The following is a 21,848-nucleotide window of genomic DNA, read 5'->3' as shown; positions in this document are numbered from 1 at the left end:
CCTTATATCTTTTGTTTAAATGTCATTAAGACATAGTTGAGTTTAGTCGAAAACAAGTCTTTACCACTTATGACTCATATTTGCAGCATCATAGTCGTAAGGGTTGATTTGATTCTTACGCCAATTGTTTAAAAACGACAATTCTAAACAAACAAAAAAGAAAATGATATAATTTTTATAAAAAAATATCAACCTTCTTTTGTTTATATCGGAAAAATATAGTATAATAAGGGAAAGATAACTGTTTGAAAACTTCAGAAGCAGCAGCTCGGCTGTTTTCTTTATCTACAAGCGAGCTGGTAGCCTCGACTACATGCGGAACAGTCATTAAAGGAGAATTGTTATGAAAGAAAGCCGTCAAAGAATTATTTTGCAAGAGCTTGATCAGTCAGGCATTGTCTCGGTAAAGAACTTGAAAGAATTGCTCCATGTCACGGATATGACTATTCGGCGCGATTTGATTGATTTGGAAAAGCAGGGCTTGCTGACTAGAGTCCATGGTGGGGCACATAAAAAGGTTCGAGATGGTCTCAACGAGGTGTCTCACTCGGAAAAAACCATGCTGAACATTGAAGAAAAGAAGACTATTGCCCAAAAATGTGCAGGACTAATTGTCAATGGCGATACTGTTTTTATTGGTTCTGGGACGACTACAGACTTTATTGGCGACTATCTGGACGATAAAGATATCAGCATTGTCACCAATTCCCTGCCCATTTTTGAGAAGTTGAAGGACAATCCGAATTTTGATTTGATTCTAATCGGCGGGCGATACCGAGTTAAAACCCAGACTTTTGTCGGTCAGTTTGCCAATAATCTTTTGCGGGAAATTAAGGTTTCTAAAGCCTTTATCGGGGTAAATGGTATTGATGGCTACAATGTAACCACAGCCAATGAAGAAGAAGGAAATGGGAATGCCATTATTCTCAATAATGCGATTGAAAAATATATCGTTGCTGACAACAGCAAGTTTGACAGCTACTCCTTCTATACTTTTTACCGCTTGGATAATATAGATGCGGTGATAACGGATGAAAATCTCTCACCCAAAGTTAGAGAGAAGTACAATTCCTATACCAGCCTTTTGTAAAGGAGCTTAGATTAGCCTCTTTAGTAGTTTCTCTACGAAAACAAACGTCACGATTCTGTGACGTTTGTTTTTTTATATAAGAAACCTGAAGCAAGTGTTGTAAATTACTTGTTAAATCACAACACCCAATAGACATATCTTTTGTTAGCAAACAATAAAGTCTGAATTCAAACAGAATATGCAAACAAATAATATAAAAAATAACACAATAAACCATTGACACCATTATATCATAATGATATAATGAATTCACAAACAAAAAGAAACAAGGCGAGGTGGTCTAATGGAACTTGCTCAATTGTTTGATGAAGAGTTGATTTTTTGCCTAACTGCAGAGAGTCAAGAAGAACTTTTTCATCAAGTGGCGGATTTGCTGGAAGAAAGAAAAATCGTAAAGTCTTCCTATCGTGAAGCGCTTCTGGAGAGGGAAAAGTCATTTCCGACAGGATTGGATATGGAGTTTTTAGGTAAAGATTTGCCAAATGTGGCCATTCCTCATACGGATATTGAGCACAACTTAACTGAAAATGTGGTGGTCGCGAAACTAGACCGACCAGTGACTTTTCATAATATGATTACTCCTGCACAGACCGTTGAAGTGTCGCTCTTGTTCTTCATTATCAACCATTCGAGCTCGAGTCAGACTAATATTTTAGCACAGCTGATGGATTTCTTCACTAGTGATGGAAATTTAGCTGGTTTAGCTCATTTAAACTCTGAGGAAGAGTTGTTTCAATATATTTCAAATGTCATTAAATAAATAAATCGGAGGATTTTATTATGATTAAAATTTTAGCAGCCTGCGGAGCAGGAGTAAACTCAAGCCACCAAATCAAAAGTGCCCTTGAGGAAGAGTTGTCAAACCGCGGTTATGATGTTCATTGTGATGCGGTCATGGTCAAGGATGTTAACGAAGACCTGATGCAAGGCTATGATATCTTTACGCCGATTGCAGCGACTGATTTAGGATTCACACCAGAAATTCCAGTGATTGAAGCAGGCCCAATTCTTTTTAGAATTCCAGCTATGAGTGCGCCGGTCTATGATAATATCGAAGCGGCTATTAAAGAACATGGCTTAAGTTAAAGGATTAAAATAAAAATAAATCGGGAGGTTTTTTATGAATGCTATCATTGATATAGCGAATAAGTTCTTCGATCCCATTATCAAAATGGGTGGCCCAATTGTCATGTTGATTATCTTGACAGTTCTTGCACTTTTATTTGGCGTGAAATTTTCCAAAGCGCTGGAGGGTGGGATTAAGCTGGCCATCGCTTTGACTGGTATCGGAGCTATCATCGGCATGCTGAATGGTGCTTTCTCAGCTTCGCTCGCAAAATTCGTTGAAAACACAGGGATTCAGCTTAATATCACGGATGTCGGCTGGGCTCCTTTGGCAACGATTACTTGGGGTTCTCCATGGACCTTGTACTTCTTGCTCATCATGCTGATTGTCAATGTTGTGATGTTGGCGCTGAAGAAAACAGACACTCTGGATGTCGATATCTTTGATATTTGGCATTTGTCTATCACTGGCTTGCTCATCAAGTGGTATGCAGATAACAATCATGTCAGTCCAGCTGTGTCATTGCTGATTGCGACGGCGGCGGTTGTCTTGGTCGGTGTTTTGAAAATCATCAACTCAGACTTGATGAAACCAACTTTTGATGATCTGCTAAATGCACCAAGTTCATCTCCGATGACATCTACTCACATGAACTATATGATGAACCCTGTCATCATGGTTTTGGATAAGATTTTTGATAAATTCTTCCCTTGGTTGGACAAATATGACTTCGATGCTGCAGCCTTGAACAAGAAAATCGGTTTCTGGGGTTCTAAATTCTTTATCGGTTTCCTTCTCGGTGTGGTCATCGGTATCATGGGAACTCCGCACCCAGTAGCAGGTGTAGAAGATGGCGATACCTGGCAATTAGTCATCAAAGGATGGTTGTCTCTCGGTTTGACTGCTGGTGTCTGCTTGGAACTCTTCTCTTTGATTGGTTCTTGGTTTATCGCCGCTGTAGAGCCTTTGTCACAAGGGATTACAAACGTTGCAACCAAACGTTTGCAAGGTCGTAAATTTAATATCGGTTTGGACTGGCCGTTTATCGCTGGTCGTGCAGAAATCTGGGCCTGCGCTAACGTGCTTGCTCCAATCATGCTGATCGAAGCAGTTTTGCTTTCTAAAGTAGGAAATGGTATCCTGCCACTGGCTGGTATCATTGCAATGGGTGTGACGCCTGCTCTTCTGGTAGTTACACGTGGTAAGCTCTTGCGTATGATTGTCTTTGGAAGTCTTTTGCTACCGCTCTTCCTGTTATCAGGGACTCTCATTGCACCATTTGCAACAGAACTTGCTAAAGGTGTTGGTGCCTTCCCTGAAGGAGTCAGCCAATCTCAATTAATCACTCACTCTACACTAGAAGGACCGATTGAAAAGCTGTTGGGCTGGACTATCGGTAATACCACAACTGGTGATATTAAAGCAATCATTGGTGCCGTTATCTTCCTCGGTGCTTATGTTGGAATCTTTGCTTGGTACAGAAAGCAAATGATCAAACGGAATGCAGAATATGCAGCAAATAAAAAATAAGACTCTGCTGCTAGGGATGAAGTTTCCTTGCTATGAGTCATAAAATAGAGAAATATACTATATTGTAAAACGAATAAAATCAGGCTTTGCTTCTAGAAGAGGCGAAGCCTAGTTTTTTAAATGGACTCTTTGTCAAATTTTCCTGCTATTTTGTTAGCAATTTCGCTAGTTTGATCTTCAATTTCCAACTCCAAGCAGTGTTTGTTGATATGGCCTGCTGAAGTTTTATTTCAAACTGAAAAACGAAACCTGATAAATCTTGAACGTGCAACTATCGAATTTCTCAAGAAATTGCTGATTTCATAATTTTTAATTTCTTTTACGAATATTAGGTTAGGAGGAATTAAAATGTACAACAAAGTTATCGTTATTGGTCGTTTGACGGCCACACCTGAATTGCATAAAACGGCTAATGAGAAATCAGTTGCTCGGGCAACAGTAGCGATTAATCGTCGTTATAAAGGTCAAAATGGTGAAAGGGAAGCTGATTTTGTTAATATCGTCGTTTGGGGGAAATTGGCAGAAACTCTGGCTAGCTATGCAACCAAGGGTAGTTTGATTTCGATTGATGGGGAATTGCGTACCCGCCGTTATGAGAAAAATGGCAGCAACCACTATGTGACAGAAGTGCTCTGTCAAAGTTTCCAACTTCTAGAAAGTCGGGCTCAGCGAGCTCTTCGTGAAAATAATAGCAGCGCTGATTTAGCAGATCTTGTCCTAGAGGAAGAGGAATTACCCTTTTAAGAATACAAAGAGATAGAGGAACCCTCTGTCTCTTTATTTATTATAGGGGCCAGGAAACGTTTTGCTTTTTCGTTTGATTATAATATAATGAATGTAAGTGAAGTGTTAAATGAGCGCAGCTGACTAGGAGATAGAAATGGTATTAAGTAAGGGAAAAAAGAGGATTCAGACTTGCCAGAAATGTGCTCTCTGGTCTGTTTTTGTGCTGGCAATCTGTTGTCTTGCTTTCATCTACTTTAAAGGAAGCATGCCCGACAGCGGTCAAGTTAAAATCGGGGCAACCTATATGACCATGAATAATGATTTTTATAAAACCTTGAATGCTGAATTGGAGAAAAAAACCAATCAACAGGGGAGTAGGCTCTATGTTCGTGATTCGGAGTTGGATGAGGGGAAGCAAAGCCAGCAAATTACTTATTTTATCAAAGAAAAGGTTGATGTTATCGTTATCAATCCAGTAAAGAGCGACAGCCCAGATATTATCAGGGCTTTGAATGAAGCTAAAAAAGCGGGCATTCGCATTATCGTGGTAGATGCGCCGATGAATAAGCAGGTAGTTGTTGACACGACCATCGTATCGGACAACTATCAAGCGGGAGTTTTGATTGCTAAAGATATGATGAGTCGGCTTTCCGAGGCTGATATTCTTGTGCTTGAACACCGGAATGCCATCTCAGCCATGGATCGCGTACAGGGGTTTCTGGATACCATCAAAGGACATCCAACCTATCGGATTGTTTCTCAATTGGAAACCTTGGGGCAGACCGAAGAAAGCATGCCTCAGGTCAAAAGTGCCTTGGATAATGGGTTAGAATTTAATGTCGTTATGGCTCTCAATGACCGTGCTGCAATCGGTGCTTTGGCTGCAATCAAGGAACAAGGAGTGGCAGAAAAAATTTATATTTATGGAGTTGACGCTTCCCCAGATATTAAGAATTTTTTGGCCAATACGAACGACATTCAAGGAACGGTGGCCCAGTCTCCTGTTCAGATGGGACGAAAGGTGGCAGAGGTGATTGAGCTGCTGCGGGAAAAGAAGTCCTGTGACAGCCAGTATCTGATACCAGTCCGCTTGATTAACAAGGACAATATTGGTGAGTATCCAATTACAGGGTGGCAGTGATGAAAGCAAAAAAAAGCATTTTTTACAGTAAAATAGCTCTAATGGTCATCAATTTTATAGCCATTGTCTATAATGCTTCGATTTACCTCTTTGCAACCAATTATGTCGTAACAAAAGGGTTCAGTCACTCGCTTTTGGAGCGTTTGGATGCCATTCCAGGATCGCCTAGTTTCACTTTCCTGATTTCTATTATCTTTTATGCCTGCCTGCTGCTGGTGATGTACTATCGGGAAAAGCATCCCGATCAGCTATCTGTTTACGATAAGGTGACCATGATTGAAATTTTGCTGATGCTGGTCATCTTTACTGCCCTGCATTCGTCATACAATGGGCTGATTCTCCTCGTCTTTGCAGATATTTTCTATGGCTCTAAAGAGTTCAATGCTTCCAAGGACAAAAAATACTGGTTCTCCTTTATTATTTTGAGTTTTAGTATGTTGCTATTGTCAAACTACGACCTGCTGTCGCTCTTTGTCAAACTGCCCTCATTGGATACCTATATTCGTTTCTATCCAGAATCTACACGATTGCTGCTGCTTTTTGGCAAGAACTTTCTTTTCTCCCTCAATATTGTCGTCTTTATGATTTCCTTGCTCTTTTATATCATGTCGGCGATTACAGAGCGGCATCGGATTGAGGAGGAGCTCCGCATGGCTTCTCAGGCCAATCGGGAGCTGAATAGCTATCTAGCCTTGTCAGAAAAAATTGCTGAAGACCGAGAAAGAAAACGAATTGCCCGTGAGATTCATGATACACTGGGGCATGCTTTGACGGGTATCTCGGCGGGAATTGATGCCATCAAGGTTCTAGTGGACATTGACACCGAGCGAGCCAAGGAGCAACTTAACAATGTCTCGGTTGTTGTTCGTGACGGGATTAGGGATGTCCGAGGTTCGCTCAATAAAATGCGGCCGGGAACTCTGGAGAATAATAGTCTGAAAGAGGCTTTGCTAAAGATTATCCGGGAGTATGAGGCAATTTCCAATTTGGATATTCATTTTCTCTATGAATGGGATACTATTGATTTAGACATTGCTAAAGAAGATATTGTTTTCCGCATCATTCAAGAGTCAATTACGAATTCGGTGCGTCATGGCCATGCTAGGACTATTTGGATTGAGTTGTTAGAAAAAGAAAATTATATTATGATTATTCGAGATGATGGTGTAGGTTTTGATGAATTACACTATGGCTATGGTTTGAAACAAATGCAGGAACGGTTGGCTATTATTGGTGGCAAGGTTCATTTTGAAAATCGTGAAGGTTTTTATACCTACATTGAAATCCCCAAAATAGGAGGTTGGAATGATTAAAGTTTTAATTGCAGACGATCAGGCTCTAATCCGAGAATCGCTGCAGATTATTCTGTCAGCTCATACAGATATCGAAGTGGTGGGAACAGCCAGTGATGGAAAAGAAGTGTTGGAGAAACTTCAGCGGCTTCGTCCGGATGTGATTTTGATGGATATCCGCATGCCAGTCATGGATGGTGTGCTCTGTACCAAGGCTGTCAAGGAGCAGTATCCGGATGTTAAGATTATCATCCTGACAACCTTTGACGACGATGAATTTATCTTCTCTGCCTTAAAATACGGCGCGTCTGGCTATATTCTCAAGGGGGTTTCGACAGAAGAGCTTCACGAAGCCATTCAGACAGTCTATCGAGGCGGAGCCATGATCAATCCCAATATTGCTACCAAGGTCTTCAAAATCTTTTCACAGATGGCCCAGTCCAACTTTGCTATCACAGTGTCGGAGGAAAATGTAGAGGACATGAGCCGGACGGAGTGGAAGATTATCCAGCAGATAGGCTTTGGGATTTCTAATAAGGAGATCGCGGCCAAGCTTTATCTGTCGGAAGGAACAGTACGCAACTACCTATCAGGGATTCTGTCTAAACTGAATTTGCGTGACCGAACTCAGTTAGCTATTTGGGCGGTTCAGACAGGAGTGACCCAGCGGGATTTTAGCAAGGGAAATGACAAATGAAGTGGCGATTCAGGTATTTGATTGTTCTTGTTTTGATTATTGTTTCTGCTATTTTAAGCTTTGCTCTCTGGTCGTCTAGTCAGGAAAAAATCCTGCGCATCGGTGTTTATGCCGGTTCCAACTGGGATGTACCCAACAGTAGGGAAAATAGAGTGCTGGACGATTTGATAGAAGAATTTGAGAAAAATCACCCTCATGTGAAAGTGGTTTATGAAAGTGGTATTCCTAAGAAAGACTACGGTGATTGGCTAGCAGAGAAGATTCTTGAGGGAGAGCAGCCGGATCTTTTTATGGTGCCAGAAAATGATTTCTCCATGTTGGCCTCAACTGGAGCGCTTAAAACACTAGACTCCCTGATAGCGGATGAGCAGAAAGAGGCATTTTATCCGGTGGCTTATGAGGCTGGGCAATATCAGGGAGTCAGCTATGCACTTCCGGTCGAGAGCAATCCTATCATGATGTGCGTCAATAAAGACTTGCTAGAAAAAGAAGGGATCAACATTCCGGAGTCAGGATGGACGTTGGCTGATTTCTATGAGATTTGCAAGAAAGTGACCAAGGATACCAATGGAGATGGTGTAGTGGATCAATACGGCATTACGGATTATACCTGGCAGCAGGCTCTGGTCGCTTACGGTGGCCATCTCACGGCTAAATCTGGCATCAATGTAGACAGTGCTGAAATGCACCAGGCTCTGTCCTTTATGAGTAAACTAGAGACTCTCAATCAGCATTATCAAGTCACTTCTAATGATTTTGACGAGGGGAAGGTGGCCTTTTATCCTATGAGTCTGGCCCAGTATCGAACCTACAAACCTTATCCTTACCATGTTGCCAAATATTCTAGTTTTTCTTGGACCTGTATTTCCATGCCGACAGCTAGTCCAGAAGTTTATGGCACTCAAGTAAAGACTTCTCTCTTTGCTATGTCTTCCAACACCAAGCAGGAAAAACTAGCTTGGGAGTTCATGTTGCTCCTGTCGCAAAATGAAAAAAGTCAGCAGGAATTATTTGAAAAATCGCAAGGAACCTCAGTCTTACCAACTGTGGTAAAAAGCCAGCAGACCAGAGAAATCTTGCAGGCAGATGACTTCGGCTTGGATTCTCTGACTTCTGAGAGGTTGGATCACATGATGGAGCGTTCCATCATGGATATCGGACAAGAAGTTGATCGCCAGACCTTGGAAAGGATTGATTATTTGATTAAGGAAGCCTTAGGAAATCAAGAAATTGACAGTGCCCTTCCAAGTATTCAAAAAGAAATTGAAAGCAGATAGTTTTCTGCTTTTTTTATTTATAGCAGGTTAGCTTTGATTTCAGCCGAACCTGTGCTCGCTTGTAATCCGTTAATAAATAGAAAGACCCTTTTTTCTAAGTTGCCTAGACCAATATGACATTTGTCATATCTAAACTAACATTTGTCATCTTTTCAAAGTGACATTTGACAATGGGAAAGCGGTTTCGTTTTTTGTACAATAGAATCAAGAAAATAAGGAGGCAAGAAGCATGAAATATCTTGTACTGGTCAGTCATGGGGGGCTAGCTGAAGGCGTACAGAGCTCCTTGAAGATGTTTGCCGGGGATAAAACAGACCAAATCATCGCCGTGGGTCTAAAAGAGGGAAAATCAGTCGATGATTTTGCTCTTGATTTCCGTCAAGCCTTGGCAGGTTTAGAAGCAGATGATTCTGTCTTGGTTTTAGCCGATATTGTGGGAGGAAGTCCTCTGACAACAGCGGCTAGTGTCCTAGCGGAATTAGGCAAATTAGATTCGGCAGTCATTCTTGGAGGGCTGAATCTGACGATGGGGCTCACTGGGCTTGTGATGAAGGATATGCTGGAAGGCAAAGACCTTGCTCAGACGATTCTTTCAGAAGCGACGGCAGCCTTGCAGGAGTTTGAAGTCTCATCAGACGATGATGAAGAAGACGACGACATTTAAAAGGGTTATTCATTTACTAAATTAGATAGGAGATTCAAAATGGTAGTAACATTTGTACGGATTGACGACCGCATGATCCACGGTCAAACTGTCACTCGTTGGGCTAAGGAATATCCTTGCGATGGGCTGATTGCAGTCAATGATGCAGCGGCAAGCAACAAAGTTTTGATCCAAGCCTACAAAGGGGCTTCTGACAAGAAAACTTTCGTTTGGACCAAGGAAGCCTTCAAAGAAAAATCTGGCAAGGTAACTGAATCTGACAGCCGCTATTTCTTGATTACCAAAAATCCGATTGATATGAAAGAAATCTTGGTGGACCAAGGCTATGTGCCAGGCAATGTTAAAGAAATCATCGTCGGACCAGCCAATGACCGTCCAGGAGCTGTCAAGCTGGGCAACAATCAATCCATCACACAAGAAGAAGCTGAAGCGATTGAAGCGATTGAAAAAGCAGGTTATAAGGTAAAATTCCAGCTGCTTCCAGACGTTTCCATCGGTTACTGGAGCGATTTTAAATCTAAATTTGGTTTTTAAACAGGAGCAGAGACTAAGCAGGACAAAGTTTTGGACTTTCTATAACCTTGCTAGGCAAGGACTGTTTGAGGGAGTTAGAACTGGGTGCCTGCGACTGCTCAATCTTACTTAAAGGAGAAAGATTATGACAATTTCTTGGTTGCAAGCCGCAATACTCGGTATCTTTGCTAGTTTGTCTTCTATGCCGGGTATGGGTGGCTCAAGTATTGGTAACTATACACTTGGACGTCCGCTTGTTGGGGGACTCGTATGTGGTTTGATTTTAGGAGATGTTAGTCTCGGGATCGTCTGTGGGGTGGCCATGCAGTTGGTGTATATCGCACTGGTAACACCTGGCGGTACTGTTTCGGCTGATGTCCGTGCAGTTTCTTACATCGGTATTCCTTTGGCAATGGTTGCGATCAAGTCACAAGGGATTTCAGATGCTCAGCAGGCTGCTGACTTTGCAAAATCAATGGGTGTGCTAGTGGGTACGTTGGGAACGGTTCTCTTCTACGGAACAGCGACGATGAACTTGGTATGGCAGCACATGGGCTGGAAAGCAGTCGAACAGGGAGAATACAAAAAATTGTATGCAGTTGACTGGTATCTTCCATGGGTTTCCCACTTCCTCTTCTCTTTCTTGCCAACTCTGATTCTTTGCCGTTACGGTGCTGATGCCGTTACAGCTTTGAAAGATGCCCTCCCAATGGATGGTCTGCCAATGAAAACCCTCTTTACAGTAGGTTCTCTCCTTCCGTGTGTCGGTATTGCGATTCTCTTGAAACAAATCGTTGAAAAGGTGACAGACTTTGTCCCATTCTTCGTTGGCTTTACCTTGGCTGCCTCACTTGGACTCAACCTTGTGTCTAGTGCAGTTGTATCACTGATCTTTGCTCTGCTCTTCTATGAAGTACAGATGGCGAAAAATGCCAAAGCCAGTGCTGTGGCAGTAGGTGATTTTGACGATGATGACGAGGAGGATATCTAAGATGGCAACTAAAAAAATATCTAAAAAAACACTGACCAAATCATTCCACCACTGGTACTATGGTCACTTGACCTGCTTCTCTCAAGAGCACATGCAGACTTTTGGCTATTTGACCTCCATGCTGCCAATCGTGGAAGAATTGTACGATACGAAAGAAGAGCAAGCACGCTCTATGCACACTTATACAGCCTTCTTCAACACAGAACCTCAGCTGGGTACTCTGGTCGTTGGGATCACAGCTGGTCTGGAAGAAGCGCGTGCCAATGGTGCAGAAGCGGTAAATGACGAAACCATCAACGGACTTCGGGCTGGGTTGATGGGGCCGGTTGCCGGTATCGGTGACTCTCTGGTCGTTGGGACCCTGATTCCAGTTATTTTGGGGATCTCAATGGGGCTTTCAAATGGAGGCTCACCGATCGGTGCCATCTTCTATATCCTAGTTTGGAACCTGCTGGCTTATTTCGGTATGCGTTTTGCTTACTTTAAAGGTTATGAACTGGGAGATAAGGCCGTTGAATTTCTAGTAGGAGAACAAGGTCAAGCTATCCGTAAATCTGTTGGGATTGTTGGTGGTATGGTTATCGGTGCTGTTGCAGCAACTTGGGTACCAATCAAAACTGCCTTTCAATTGACCAATCCGGGTGAAAAAGAGCCTTACCTTGTCCTGCAAGACAAATTAGACGGTGTTTATCCAGGCCTCTTGACAGCTGTCTTTATCGTATTTTGCTGGTGGCTCATGGCCAAGAAGAACCTTTCTCCAATCAAAGTGATGCTCATTCTAGTTGTTATCGCCTTCCTTGGAGTACTGGCAGGCTTCTTTAACCCAGGTCTCCAATATTAAGAAAAAGAGGTAAAATCATGACAGAACAAGAATTGATTCAAGGCTATGAAACAGAAATTCGATACCAAAAGCATATGATTGAAAATCTCGGACGCTGGTTTAGTCTCTTCTTTACCATTGCCAGTATCGGTTTTGTCCTGATCTATCTCTTTCATCGAACCAATCTGCTTCTTTTCATCGTAGGAGTCATCTTGGCTATTTTGGGAATCCTTGCCATGCTAGTTTTTGGCTATGGCATCTACAAGGGTAGACTGAATTTACAAAAGGTCATTGATGATTTTGAAGAGAAGCTGAGGTTAGCTCAATAAGGTTTCCATTTAACTTTCCCCCAAAAAAACTTTGTCATTTGGCAAAGTTTTTTTCTTGACTATTTCTGACCAAGTGATACAATATTAACTATAGATTAGCACTCGTATATACAGAGTGCTAAAATTCAATCTTTGGAGGAAAACCATGTTAAAACCGTTAGGTGACCGTGTGGTCTTAAAAGTAGAAGAAAAAGAACAGAAAGTTGGTGGCTTTGTCATTGCTGGTGCAGGGCAGGACGCGACAAAAGAAGCGAAAGTCATCGCAGTCGGCCAAGGCATCCGTACGCTCAATGGAGAATTGGTCGCACCAAGTGTCAAGCCAGGTGATAAGGTTTTAGTTGAAAGCCATGCTGGCATTGAAGTCAAAGATCAGGATGAGAAATTCCTAATCGTTGGAGAGGCAAGCATTCTTGCAATTGTGGAGTAAAAATCTAAGAAAGAGGTTTAAAAATGGCAAAAGATATTAAATTTTCATCAGATGCACGCAGTGCAATGGTTCGTGGTGTGGATATTTTAGCAGATACTGTCAAGGTAACCTTGGGTCCTAAAGGTCGCAATGTTGTTTTGGAAAAATCTTTTGGCTCACCCCTCATCACCAATGACGGTGTGACCATTGCCAAGGAAATCGAATTGGAAGATCATTTCGAAAATATGGGTGCCAAATTAGTGTCAGAAGTTGCTTCAAAAACCAATGATATCGCTGGAGACGGAACAACGACTGCTACTGTATTGACCCAAGCTATTGTCCGCGAAGGCATCAAAAACGTCACTGCTGGTGCCAACCCAATTGGTATCCGCCGCGGGATTGAAGCAGCAGTTGCAACTGCGGTCAGCGCTCTGAAAGAAACGGCAATTCCGGTTTCTAACAAGGAAGCGATTGCTCAGGTTGCTGCCGTATCTTCTCGCAGTGAGAAAGTCGGTGAGTACATTTCTGAAGCTATGGAAAAAGTTGGCAATGACGGAGTCATTACTATCGAAGAGTCCAAAGGGATGGAAACCGAGCTGGATGTTGTAGAAGGAATGCAGTTTGACCGTGGCTACCTGTCTCAATACATGGTGACGGATAGTGAAAAAATGGTGGCTGATCTGGACAACCCTTATATCTTGATTACAGACAAGAAAATTTCTAACATTCAAGAGATTCTGCCATTGTTGGAAAGTATTTTGAAAACCAACCGTCCGCTCTTGATTATTGCAGATGATGTGGATGGTGAAGCTTTGCCAACATTGGTTCTTAATAAGATTCGTGGTACCTTCAATGTAGTGGCTGTTAAAGCACCAGGTTTTGGTGACCGTCGCAAGGCTATGCTGGAAGACATTGCCATCTTGACAGGCGGTACAGTGATTACAGAAGATCTTGGTCTGGAGCTCAAAGATGCGACCATTGAAGCGCTTGGACAAGCTTCTAAAGTCACTGTTGATAAGGATAGCACTGTGATTGTCGAAGGATCTGGCAATCCTGAAGCCATTGCCAATCGTGTGGCCGTTATCAAATCACAAATCGAAAGTACAACTTCTGAATTTGATCGTGAAAAACTGCAAGAACGTCTGGCTAAATTGTCCGGTGGTGTGGCGGTGATTAAGGTCGGAGCTGCAACCGAAACCGAACTCAAAGAAATGAAGCTCCGCATCGAAGATGCCCTTAATGCAACCCGTGCCGCAGTGGAAGAAGGAATCGTGTCTGGTGGGGGTACAGCCTTTGTCAGCGTATTGGGTGCAGTAGCTGCCCTTGAATTAACAGGTGATGAAGCGACTGGCCGTAACATCGTCCTTCGTGCTTTGGAAGAGCCTGTCCGTCAAATCGCTCTGAATGCAGGCTTTGAAGGCTCAATCGTCATTGACCGCCTGAAAAACTCTGAAGCAGGTACAGGCTTTAATGCAGCGACCGGAGAATGGGTGAACATGATTGAAGCTGGGATTATTGACCCAGTTAAGGTGACCCGTTCTGCCTTGCAAAATGCCGCTTCAGTTGCTAGCTTGATTTTGACAACAGAAGCTGTTGTAGCCAATAAACCAGAACCTGCGCCAGCAGCACCAGCTATGGATCCAAGCATGATGGGCGGCATGATGTAATTGATAAAAATAATTTTTTAAAATAGTATACATAAAACTACAGAAGAATGTAAAACTTGAAAGAGATCAAGATTTGACAATCATTCTGTAGTTTTTGTTTTTCCCCCAGTTATTTAGACTGCTTACTGAGTTATTTTTTTGTTTTCAGATGATAGACCGCAATGCTTTAGGAGGGGCTTTCGTCACTAAAAGCGTAGAAGCATTCAACATATAAATGGAGTGATTACGAGTTAGATGCAGTAAAAAAACCAGCGTTTTGAGGCGCTGGTTTTCATAGGATTGATGATTCATGTGCGGGGGCACTTGTTTGGCGAGTGCCTATTCTTATTTTCGATAGAGACGGTCATACTGATAAACTGGATCCATGGTCACATGGATGCCTAGTTTGCGCAGGACATTTTTGTCTTCATCAGTCAGCATCACGGTCGAATGAGCTTCGCTGCCCTTGAGATTGCCCAACTGTTGCATAGCGTGTGCGGCATCTTGATTTTCCATGGCTGTGATCGCCAGAGCCATCAAGATTTCGTTTGAGTGGAGGCGAGGATTGCGGCTACCTAGATGATTGATTTTCAGACCTTGGATTGGCTTGACATACTCGGGTTCAATCAGCTTGGTCTCTTTGGCAATATTGGCTAATTTCTTAATGGCATTAATCAAGACAGCAGCTGTAGGGCCAAAGAGCTCAGAGGTCTTACCGGTTACGATTTCACCGTTTGGCAATTCTAAAGCCAGAGCGGGGTCGCCAGTGCTTTCAGCCTTGGCCCGCGCAGCCACGGTTACTTTCCGATCCAGCGGTGTGATGCCCAAGTCGTTCATCAAGAGTTGGATTTTCTTAATAGCAGATTCAGAGACCCGCTCCGCCTTGAAGTCCAGAATAGTTTGGTAGTAGCGGCGGATGATTTCTTGCTGGGAAGCCTCGATAGCAGCGTCATTGTCTACAATGGCAAAGCCGAGCATATTGACGCCCATGTCGGTTGGAGAAGCGTAAGGAGATTTGCCTAGAATGCGCTCTAGCATGCGCTTGAGGACTGGGAAAATCTCAATATCACGGTTGTAGTTGACGGTGGTCTTGCCATAAGTTTGCAGGTGGAAAGGGTCAATCATGTTGACGTCGTCGAGGTCGGCTGTAGCAGCTTCGTATGCTAAGTTGACTGGATGATGCAGGGGCAGATTCCAAACTGGGAAGGTTTCAAACTTGGCATAGCCTGACTTGATGCCATTGATTTGGTCGTGGTACATGTTGGACAAGCAAGTAGCCAATTTACCAGAACCAGGACCAGGTGCGGTCACTACGACTAGATTACGACTGGTCTTGATATAGTCATTCTTGCCCATACCCTCAGGCGAGATGATATGGTCCATATCAGTCGGGTAGCCCTTGATTGGGTAGTGGATGTAGGAGTCAATCCCATTCTTTTCTAACTGGGCTCGGAAGAGATCAGCTGCTGGCTGACTAGCATACTGGGTGATGACCACTGAGCCTACATAGATATCTAGCTCATTAAAGGTATCAATCAGACGCAGAACTTCCTGATCATAGGAAATGCCTAAATCGCCACGTGCCTTCGAGTGCTCGATATTATTAGCATTGATGGCAATGACAATCTCCACTTGGTCCTTGAGCTCTTTGAGCAGCCTAATTTTATTATCCGGCTCATAGCCTGGCAGGACGCGGGCAGCATGGAAGTCTTCCAGCATTTTACCGCCGAATTCCATGTAAAGTTTGCCCTCAAATTGATTGATGCGCTCCAAGATATGGTCGCGCTGCAGGTTTAAGTATTTTTCAGAATCAAAAGCAATTTTTTTCATGTTTGTTTTTACCTCTGCTAAAAATTATAACAAAAGATTAGAGATTTTTGGGTTTTGAAGGTAGAAAACTTGCAAAGATGATCTTCAGTTTATAGAAAAATCACCCGAATGAGTGATAAATCGTTAATAGTTGGTAATTGTATCCACTGTTGAGCGATCCAGCTTTTTGACCAGCGCTTGCAGGAAGGCTTGGGCTTGCAGGAAATCGTCCATGGCATAGAGAGTTTGGTGGGAATGAATGTAGCGAGCGCAGACACCGATTGTGGTAGATGGCACGCCGCCGCTTTGGAGATGGGCAGCACCAGCATCCGTTCCGCCCTTGCCGCAGTAGTATTGATATTTGATACCAGCTTCTTCTGCGGTTGTCAGGAGGAAGTCCTTCATAGCTGGCAGCATGAGATGGCCAGGGTCAAAGAAACGAATCAGCGTTCCATCACCGATAGCTCCTTGGCCGCCATAGATGTCACCTGCTGGGGAGCAGTCCACAGCTAGGAAGACCTCAGGGGCAAATTTTGTCGTAGAAGCATGGGCACCACGCAGGCCAACCTCTTCTTGAACATTGGCGCCGACATAGAGTTGGTTACCTAGTTCTTGCCCAGATAAGGCTTGAATCAATTCGCTGACCATAAGGACGCCGTAGCGGTTGTCCCAGGCTTTAGAGATGATATTTTTTCCGTTAGCTGTGAGAATAGCAGAGCTGTCTGGCACGATGGTGTCTCCCGGACGGATACCATAGCTTTCAGCTTCTGCCTTGTCCGCAAAGCCGCCGTCAAAGACAATATCGCCAATCTGTGGCATGACTGGTCCGCCAGTACTGCGTGTCAGATGAGGAGGAACAGAGCCTGAGATAACAGGGATTTCCCGACCTTCACGGGTAAAGAGTTTGAAGCGTTGGCTGCTCACGACTAAAGGATTCCAGCCACCGATTTCCACTACGCGGAAAGTCCCATCAGGTTTGATTTCGCTGACCATAAAGCCAACCTCGTCCATGTGAGCCGCGACTAAAACACGAGGAGCATTTTCGGCTTGGGAATGCCGAACTCCAAAGATGCCACCTAGACCATCGGTAATGATCTCATCAACGTGAGGCGTGATTTTTTCTCGCAGATAATTGCGAACGGGTCCTTCGTGCCCAGAAATAGCAGAAAGCTCTGTTACTTCCTTGATTTTTGAAAATAAGTCAGACATAAATTTACCTTCTTTCTGCCTCTATTTTATCACTTTTTCAAAGGGAATAACAGGTTGGATTAAAAGAAGATAAGAAATCTATAATATTGTTTGTCGCCTCTGCTCTTTTGTGTTAAAATATTCTACATGAAAGCTAAAAAAATTATTTTAACCACAACCGCCCTTTTGGGAGCTAGTGCCTTGGCCTTTGGAGCTGCTAAGGTCGTGCAGGAGCAGAAAAGATTACGCAATAGAGAAGAAATTGTTCGGACTGTACGGGACTTTTTTTCTAGTCGTGGACCAATCGCAACAGTCTATGTAGAGCTTTATGAGTCAACCGACAGTCGTATGGTCGGAGGAGTTGTTCTAGAAGACGACCGTCATTTTACCTTCGTCTATGAGAATGGGCAGCTGACTTACGAGGAAGAGTGATGATTATTCCCCAAAATATAGAGGAACTGGCTTCTTATGTAGAGCATAGGGGAAAGACTGTCTTCTTTTTTACGGCTGACTGGTGCGGAGACTGCCGATTTATCAAGCCTTTCCTGGCGGAAATTGAAGCTGAAAATCCTGAGTTTACTTTTGTTGAGGTGGATCGGGATCAGTATATGGCTGTGGGCAAAGAATGGGATGTTTACGGGATTCCGAGTCTAATCGTTGTGGAAAACGAGCGAGAAATTGGTCGGTATGTCAATCGCGACCGCAAGACCAAGAGTCAAATAAATGATTTTTTAGCGAATTTATAAGAAGTTTTTAAAAGTATTTTGGAGGAATAGATGATTTTTACATACAACAAAGAGCATGTCGGAGATGTCCTCATGATTATTGCTGCCGATAATCAGGGAGCCAAACTGACCGCTGAGCGCAAAGGAAATGTCGCGCGTATTTATCGGGAGGATAACGGTCAAACAGTGGCTTGGAATATTTTCCAGGTGTCTAATCGGATGAATATTGAAGGCTGTGGCCAAGTTTATCTGACGGACGAACAAGTCGCGGTTCTCAACCAAGAGTTGACTGAAGAAGGCTTTGTGGCTGAGCTGATTAATGACCATGAACCGAAATTTGTTGTTGGGGAGATCCTTGAAATGGTGGCCCATCCTGACAGTGACCACCTCAATATTTGTCAAGTACAGGTGGCAGCCGATAAGGCGGTTCAAATCGTTGCTGGTGCCCCTAATGCCAAGGTTGGTCTCAAGACGATCGTGGCTTTGCCTGGCGCTATGATGCCGAAAGGTAATCTTATCTTTCCTGGTGAACTTCGGGGCGAAAAGAGTTTCGGTATGATGTGCAGTCCGCGCGAGCTTCAGCTGCCAAATGCGCCGCAAAAACGTGGCATCATTGAATTGGCTGATAGTGAAACGGTCGGAGCGGCTTTTGACCCTGCTAAACATTGGCAAGCATAGATTAAAAATTCTCAAAGAGATTTTAAAAATCTTTTTGAGTTTTTTCTTTTTGCTTATTTGACTGCATTGCTCAACAAATATGGCCGATAAGGCTAACCAAGTCAGTAATGAAGAACAGGCAAAAGCTGTGTTTTCTTTATCTGTAAGGAGGTTAGACAAACTCAGAAAGTCCCATTCTTTTGCTCATTTTTGCGTTTTTTACTAATTTGAATCATCAAATGTTTTTAGACGTTCATTCAGCCCTTTTCCTTTTAAAATCCGAACATTTTCGGTATAATAAAAGTCAAAGATAGTCAATGTTAGACATTTGGTTTTGAGATGAGCTGTTTTATCGACTGAGGAAACTAGAAAGGCAAGCTATGAGCGCAAAAAACACATCAGACAGTATTGAAGAATATATCAAGTCCATTCTGGCTCAGGCTGGTATTGTCGAGCTGAAGCGAAGTGAACTAGCTGATGTTTTTCAGGTGGTTCCCAGTCAAATTAACTATGTTATCAAGACTCGCTTTACAGAAAGTCGCGGTTACATTGTGGAAAGCAAGCGCGGTGGTGGCGGTTATATCCGGATTGGTAAGATAGAGTTTTCAGATCGGCATCAAATGTTCTGCGATTTATTTGACAATGTGGGAGAGCGAATCAGCCAGCAAATTTTTACAGATGTGATTCAACTGTTATTCGATGAGAAGATAATGACGGAACGTGAGGGAAATCTTCTTCTTGCGACTGCTTCGGATCTGGTGTTGGGGAATGATGCGCCAGCCATACGAGCCCGCATGTTGAAGAAAATTTTACAGCAATTAGACAGAAAGGGAATGTAACCATAGATGAAATATTCAAAAGCCTTAATTGAAAGTTTGGAGGCGGCTCAGATTTTAGCGGGCCATTTTGATACGGATTATTTGGAGTCTTGGCATTTGCTGATTGCCTTGGCCAACAATCCTTACAGTGTAGCAGGTTCTGTTTTAAACGAATTTCCGATGGAGATTGATGATTTTGAGGAAGCTGCTTTGCAGATTACTGGGCAGAAGTATCAGGAGAATGGGCGTTTTGATCTTTTGCCATTTTCTCACAGAATGGAAGAACTATTTGCCCAAGCTACTCAGATTGCCGAGGCTATTCACGCTAAAAGTCTAGGAACCGAGCATGTTTTGTTAGCTATTCTGTTTGATCAGGGTACCTTGGCAGCTAGAGTCCTAGAATCTACTGGTTTTAGCTATGATGATAAGGACAATGGTCCGAAAATCAGTAATCTTCGCAAGCTCTTAGAACAACGTGCCGGCTGGGGCAAAGAAGAAATCAAGGCTATCCGCAGTCTGAATAAGGGGATGATGGCGGTCAAGCAAACAATGGCGAATATGATGGGCATGCCTCCTTCAATTAGCGGCGGTCTGGAAGACTATACTCGAGATTTGACAGAACTGGCTCGGACTGGTCGCTTGGAACCAGTCATCGGACGGGATGAGGAAATTTCTCGGATGATTCAGATTCTTAGTCGCAAGACTAAAAACAATCCGGTACTGGTTGGAGATGCTGGGGTTGGTAAGACGGCTCTGGCTTTGGGCTTGGCTCAACGCGTGGCAACTGGTCAAGTTCCGGCAGAACTTGCTAAGATGCGCGTCTTGGAACTAGACTTGATGAATGTCGTTGCTGGAACTCGTTTTCGCGGAGACTTTGAGGAGCGGATGAACAACATTATCAATGACATCGAAGAAGACGGTCATGTCATTCTCTTTATCGATGAGTTGCATACCATCATGGGGTCTGGCAGTGGGATTGATTCGACCTTGGATGCGGCCAATATCCTGAAACCAGCTTTGGCTCGTGGAACCTTGCGGACAGTTGGAGCTACGACGCAGGAAGAGTATCAGAAACATATCGAAAAAGACGCAGCCCTTTCTCGGCGTTTTGCCAAGGTCACTATTGAAGAGCCTACTATAGCCGACAGCATTGCTATTTTGCAGGGCTTGAGAAAGAGCTACGAAGAGCATCACAAGGTTGTCATCAGCGATCAAGCGATTGAAACAGCAGTCAAGTATGCTCATCGTTATTTAACAAGTAAGCATCTGCCAGATTCTGCCATTGATCTTTTGGATGAGGCTAGTGCAACTGTGCAAAATAAGGGACCGCAGGATTATAAGCAGTCTGATTTGACGCCTTTGGATCAGGCTTTGATGGCTGGGAAGCTGAAAAAAGTCAGCCAGCTACTGGCAAAAGAGCAGGAGCCAGCTGTTTACAAGCTGAAGGTGGAAGAAGGGGATATCTTAGAAACACTTAGCCGCTTGTCTGGTATTCCTGTGCAGAAATTAACTCAGACAGATGCTAAAAAATATCTCAATTTGGAAAAAGAACTGCACAAGCGAGTTATCGGACAGGATGAGGCCGTTTCGGCTGTCAGCCGAGCTATTCGTCGCAATCAGTCGGGCATCCGCACTGGCAAACGCCCAATTGGTTCCTTTATGTTCCTAGGACCAACGGGTGTCGGAAAGACGGAACTGGCCAAGGCTTTGGCTGAAGTTCTCTTTGATGATGAATCAGCCCTGATTCGTTTTGACATGAGCGAGTATATGGAGAAATTTGCAGCCAGTCGCCTCAACGGGGCGCCTCCGGGCTATGTAGGCTATGAGGAAGGCGGCGAATTGACGGAAAAGGTGCGCAATCGACCTTATTCTGTCCTCCTCTTTGACGAGGTGGAAAAGGCTCACCCAGATATCTTTAATGTCCTCTTGCAGGTCTTGGATGACGGCCAGTTGACCGACAGCAAGGGTCGCAAGGTGGACTTCTCCAATACCATCATTATCATGACCAGCAATCTGGGGGCAACGGCCCTGCGGGATGATAAGACGGTTGGTTTTGGGGCGCGTGATATCCGCTTTGATCAGGCCAATATGGAAAAACGCATTCTGGAAGAATTGAAAAAGACCTATCGGCCTGAATTTATCAATCGGATTGACGAAAAAGTAGTCTTCCACAGTCTGTCTGCTGAGGATATGCAGGAAGTTGTCAAGATTATGGTGCAACCGTTGATTAGGAGTCTGGCAGAGCAAGGCATCGTTCTTAAATTCCAAGCTAATGCCCTGAAACTACTGGCTCGGGAAGGTTACGATCCAGAAATGGGAGCGCGACCACTGCGCCGCACCCTGCAGACGCAGGTGGAGGACAAGCTGTCTGAGCTGCTCCTGACAGGAGATTTAGCAGCTGGTCAAACGCTCAAAGTTGGAGTCAAGGCTGGCCAGCTCAAGTTTGAAGTGGCCTAGGGAAGG

The 21,848-nt window shown here is 43.6% G+C and carries 23 protein-coding genes; 21 read left to right on the top strand and 2 right to left on the bottom strand.

Going from position 1 to position 21,848, the window contains the following annotated elements:
- The first annotated feature begins 343 nt into the window (after positions 1–343).
- The 16 genes from STRDD04_RS08075 to groL all read left to right on the top strand — a co-directional run bounded on the left by STRDD04_RS08075 (position 344) and on the right by groL (position 14,209).
- Positions 344–1,090, top strand: a complete 747-nt coding sequence (locus tag STRDD04_RS08075) for a DeoR/GlpR family DNA-binding transcription regulator (RefSeq protein WP_062201354.1) — start codon at positions 344–346, stop codon at positions 1,088–1,090.
- Between the two features lie 283 nt (positions 1,091–1,373).
- Positions 1,374–1,850 carry a PTS sugar transporter subunit IIA gene (locus STRDD04_RS08070; protein ID WP_062201351.1) on the top strand — a complete coding sequence of 159 codons (477 nt, stop codon included), beginning with the start codon at positions 1,374–1,376 and terminating at the stop codon, positions 1,848–1,850.
- A 20-nt stretch (positions 1,851–1,870) separates the two neighbouring features.
- Positions 1,871–2,176: a PTS sugar transporter subunit IIB gene (locus STRDD04_RS08065; protein WP_037615903.1), complete on the top strand. Its 306-nt coding sequence runs from the start codon at positions 1,871–1,873 to the stop codon at positions 2,174–2,176.
- 34 nt (positions 2,177–2,210) lie between these two features.
- Positions 2,211–3,686 carry a PTS galactitol transporter subunit IIC gene (locus tag STRDD04_RS08060; RefSeq protein ID WP_037615905.1) on the top strand — a complete coding sequence of 492 codons (1,476 nt, stop codon included), beginning with the start codon at positions 2,211–2,213 and terminating at the stop codon, positions 3,684–3,686.
- 348 nt (positions 3,687–4,034) lie between these two features.
- Complete coding sequence (locus tag STRDD04_RS08055) at positions 4,035–4,430, top strand: single-stranded DNA-binding protein (protein WP_062201347.1); 396 nt, start codon at positions 4,035–4,037, stop codon at positions 4,428–4,430.
- A gap of 136 nt (positions 4,431–4,566) precedes the next feature.
- Complete coding sequence (locus STRDD04_RS08050; protein WP_062201346.1) at positions 4,567–5,553, top strand: substrate-binding domain-containing protein; 987 nt, start codon at positions 4,567–4,569, stop codon at positions 5,551–5,553.
- A complete protein-coding gene (locus tag STRDD04_RS08045) occupies positions 5,553–6,866 on the top strand; it encodes a sensor histidine kinase (RefSeq protein WP_037615764.1) in 1,314 nt (437 codons plus the stop codon). Before STRDD04_RS08050 ends, STRDD04_RS08045 begins: the two co-directional genes overlap by 1 nt.
- Entirely contained in the window at positions 6,859–7,542 is a 684-nt protein-coding gene (locus STRDD04_RS08040) for a response regulator transcription factor (protein ID WP_037615761.1), read from the top strand. The genes STRDD04_RS08045 and STRDD04_RS08040 overlap by 8 nt, the downstream gene beginning before the upstream one ends.
- Positions 7,539–8,819, top strand: a complete 1,281-nt coding sequence (locus STRDD04_RS08035; protein ID WP_062201343.1) for an ABC transporter substrate-binding protein — start codon at positions 7,539–7,541, stop codon at positions 8,817–8,819. The genes STRDD04_RS08040 and STRDD04_RS08035 overlap by 4 nt, the downstream gene beginning before the upstream one ends.
- 229 nt (positions 8,820–9,048) lie before the next feature.
- Positions 9,049–9,483 carry a PTS sugar transporter subunit IIA gene (locus tag STRDD04_RS08030; protein ID WP_037615755.1) on the top strand — a complete coding sequence of 145 codons (435 nt, stop codon included), beginning with the start codon at positions 9,049–9,051 and terminating at the stop codon, positions 9,481–9,483.
- A gap of 39 nt (positions 9,484–9,522) precedes the next feature.
- On the top strand, positions 9,523–10,017 hold the full coding sequence (locus STRDD04_RS08025; protein WP_005591585.1) for a PTS sugar transporter subunit IIB: 495 nt from the start codon (positions 9,523–9,525) through the stop codon (positions 10,015–10,017).
- Positions 10,018–10,141: 124 nt separating this feature from the next.
- Positions 10,142–10,987: a PTS mannose/fructose/sorbose/N-acetylgalactosamine transporter subunit IIC gene (locus STRDD04_RS08020; protein WP_062201340.1), complete on the top strand. Its 846-nt coding sequence runs from the start codon at positions 10,142–10,144 to the stop codon at positions 10,985–10,987.
- Between the two features lies 1 nt (position 10,988).
- Complete coding sequence (locus tag STRDD04_RS08015) at positions 10,989–11,828, top strand: PTS system mannose/fructose/sorbose family transporter subunit IID (protein ID WP_037615729.1); 840 nt, start codon at positions 10,989–10,991, stop codon at positions 11,826–11,828.
- Between the two features lie 17 nt (positions 11,829–11,845).
- Complete coding sequence (locus tag STRDD04_RS08010; RefSeq protein WP_062201337.1) at positions 11,846–12,136, top strand: hypothetical protein; 291 nt, start codon at positions 11,846–11,848, stop codon at positions 12,134–12,136.
- 145 nt (positions 12,137–12,281) lie between these two features.
- Entirely contained in the window at positions 12,282–12,563 is a 282-nt protein-coding gene (groES, locus tag STRDD04_RS08005; RefSeq protein WP_062201335.1) for a co-chaperone GroES, read from the top strand.
- Between the two features lie 23 nt (positions 12,564–12,586).
- Complete coding sequence (gene groL / locus STRDD04_RS08000) at positions 12,587–14,209, top strand: chaperonin GroEL (protein WP_062201332.1); 1,623 nt, start codon at positions 12,587–12,589, stop codon at positions 14,207–14,209.
- Positions 14,210–14,533: 324 nt separating this feature from the next.
- Here the strand turns inward: groL and STRDD04_RS07995 are convergent, their stop codons facing one another.
- Positions 14,534–16,018 (bottom strand): DUF1846 domain-containing protein, encoded by a 1,485-nt coding sequence (locus STRDD04_RS07995; RefSeq protein ID WP_062201329.1) that lies wholly within the window; start codon positions 16,016–16,018, stop codon positions 14,534–14,536.
- 123 nt (positions 16,019–16,141) lie between these two features.
- On the bottom strand, positions 16,142–17,206 hold the full coding sequence (pepA, locus tag STRDD04_RS07990) for a glutamyl aminopeptidase (protein WP_062201326.1): 1,065 nt from the start codon (positions 17,204–17,206) through the stop codon (positions 16,142–16,144).
- A gap of 126 nt (positions 17,207–17,332) precedes the next feature.
- On the opposite strand from pepA, the gene STRDD04_RS07985 reads away from it, so the two are divergent.
- From STRDD04_RS07985 to STRDD04_RS07965, 5 genes are all read left to right on the top strand, one after another.
- On the top strand, positions 17,333–17,617 hold the full coding sequence (locus STRDD04_RS07985; protein ID WP_037615715.1) for a DUF4651 domain-containing protein: 285 nt from the start codon (positions 17,333–17,335) through the stop codon (positions 17,615–17,617).
- Positions 17,617–17,931: a thioredoxin family protein gene (locus STRDD04_RS07980; RefSeq protein WP_062201324.1), complete on the top strand. Its 315-nt coding sequence runs from the start codon at positions 17,617–17,619 to the stop codon at positions 17,929–17,931. The genes STRDD04_RS07985 and STRDD04_RS07980 overlap by 1 nt, the downstream gene beginning before the upstream one ends.
- A 30-nt stretch (positions 17,932–17,961) precedes the next feature.
- Positions 17,962–18,588: a YtpR family tRNA-binding protein gene (ytpR, locus tag STRDD04_RS07975; protein WP_062201319.1), complete on the top strand. Its 627-nt coding sequence runs from the start codon at positions 17,962–17,964 to the stop codon at positions 18,586–18,588.
- A 359-nt stretch (positions 18,589–18,947) separates the two neighbouring features.
- Positions 18,948–19,406, top strand: a complete 459-nt coding sequence (locus tag STRDD04_RS07970; protein WP_037615706.1) for a CtsR family transcriptional regulator — start codon at positions 18,948–18,950, stop codon at positions 19,404–19,406.
- Positions 19,407–19,412: 6 nt separating this feature from the next.
- Entirely contained in the window at positions 19,413–21,842 is a 2,430-nt protein-coding gene (locus tag STRDD04_RS07965; RefSeq protein WP_062201316.1) for an ATP-dependent Clp protease ATP-binding subunit, read from the top strand.
- Positions 21,843–21,848 lie beyond the last annotated feature (6 nt).

It is taken from the genome of Streptococcus sp. DD04, from assembly GCF_001578725.1.
Taxonomy (GTDB): Bacteria; Bacillota; Bacilli; order Lactobacillales; family Streptococcaceae; genus Streptococcus; species Streptococcus sinensis.
The sequence above is the reverse complement of the archived record's forward strand: the minus strand, read 5'-3'. Positions and strand labels throughout refer to the sequence as shown.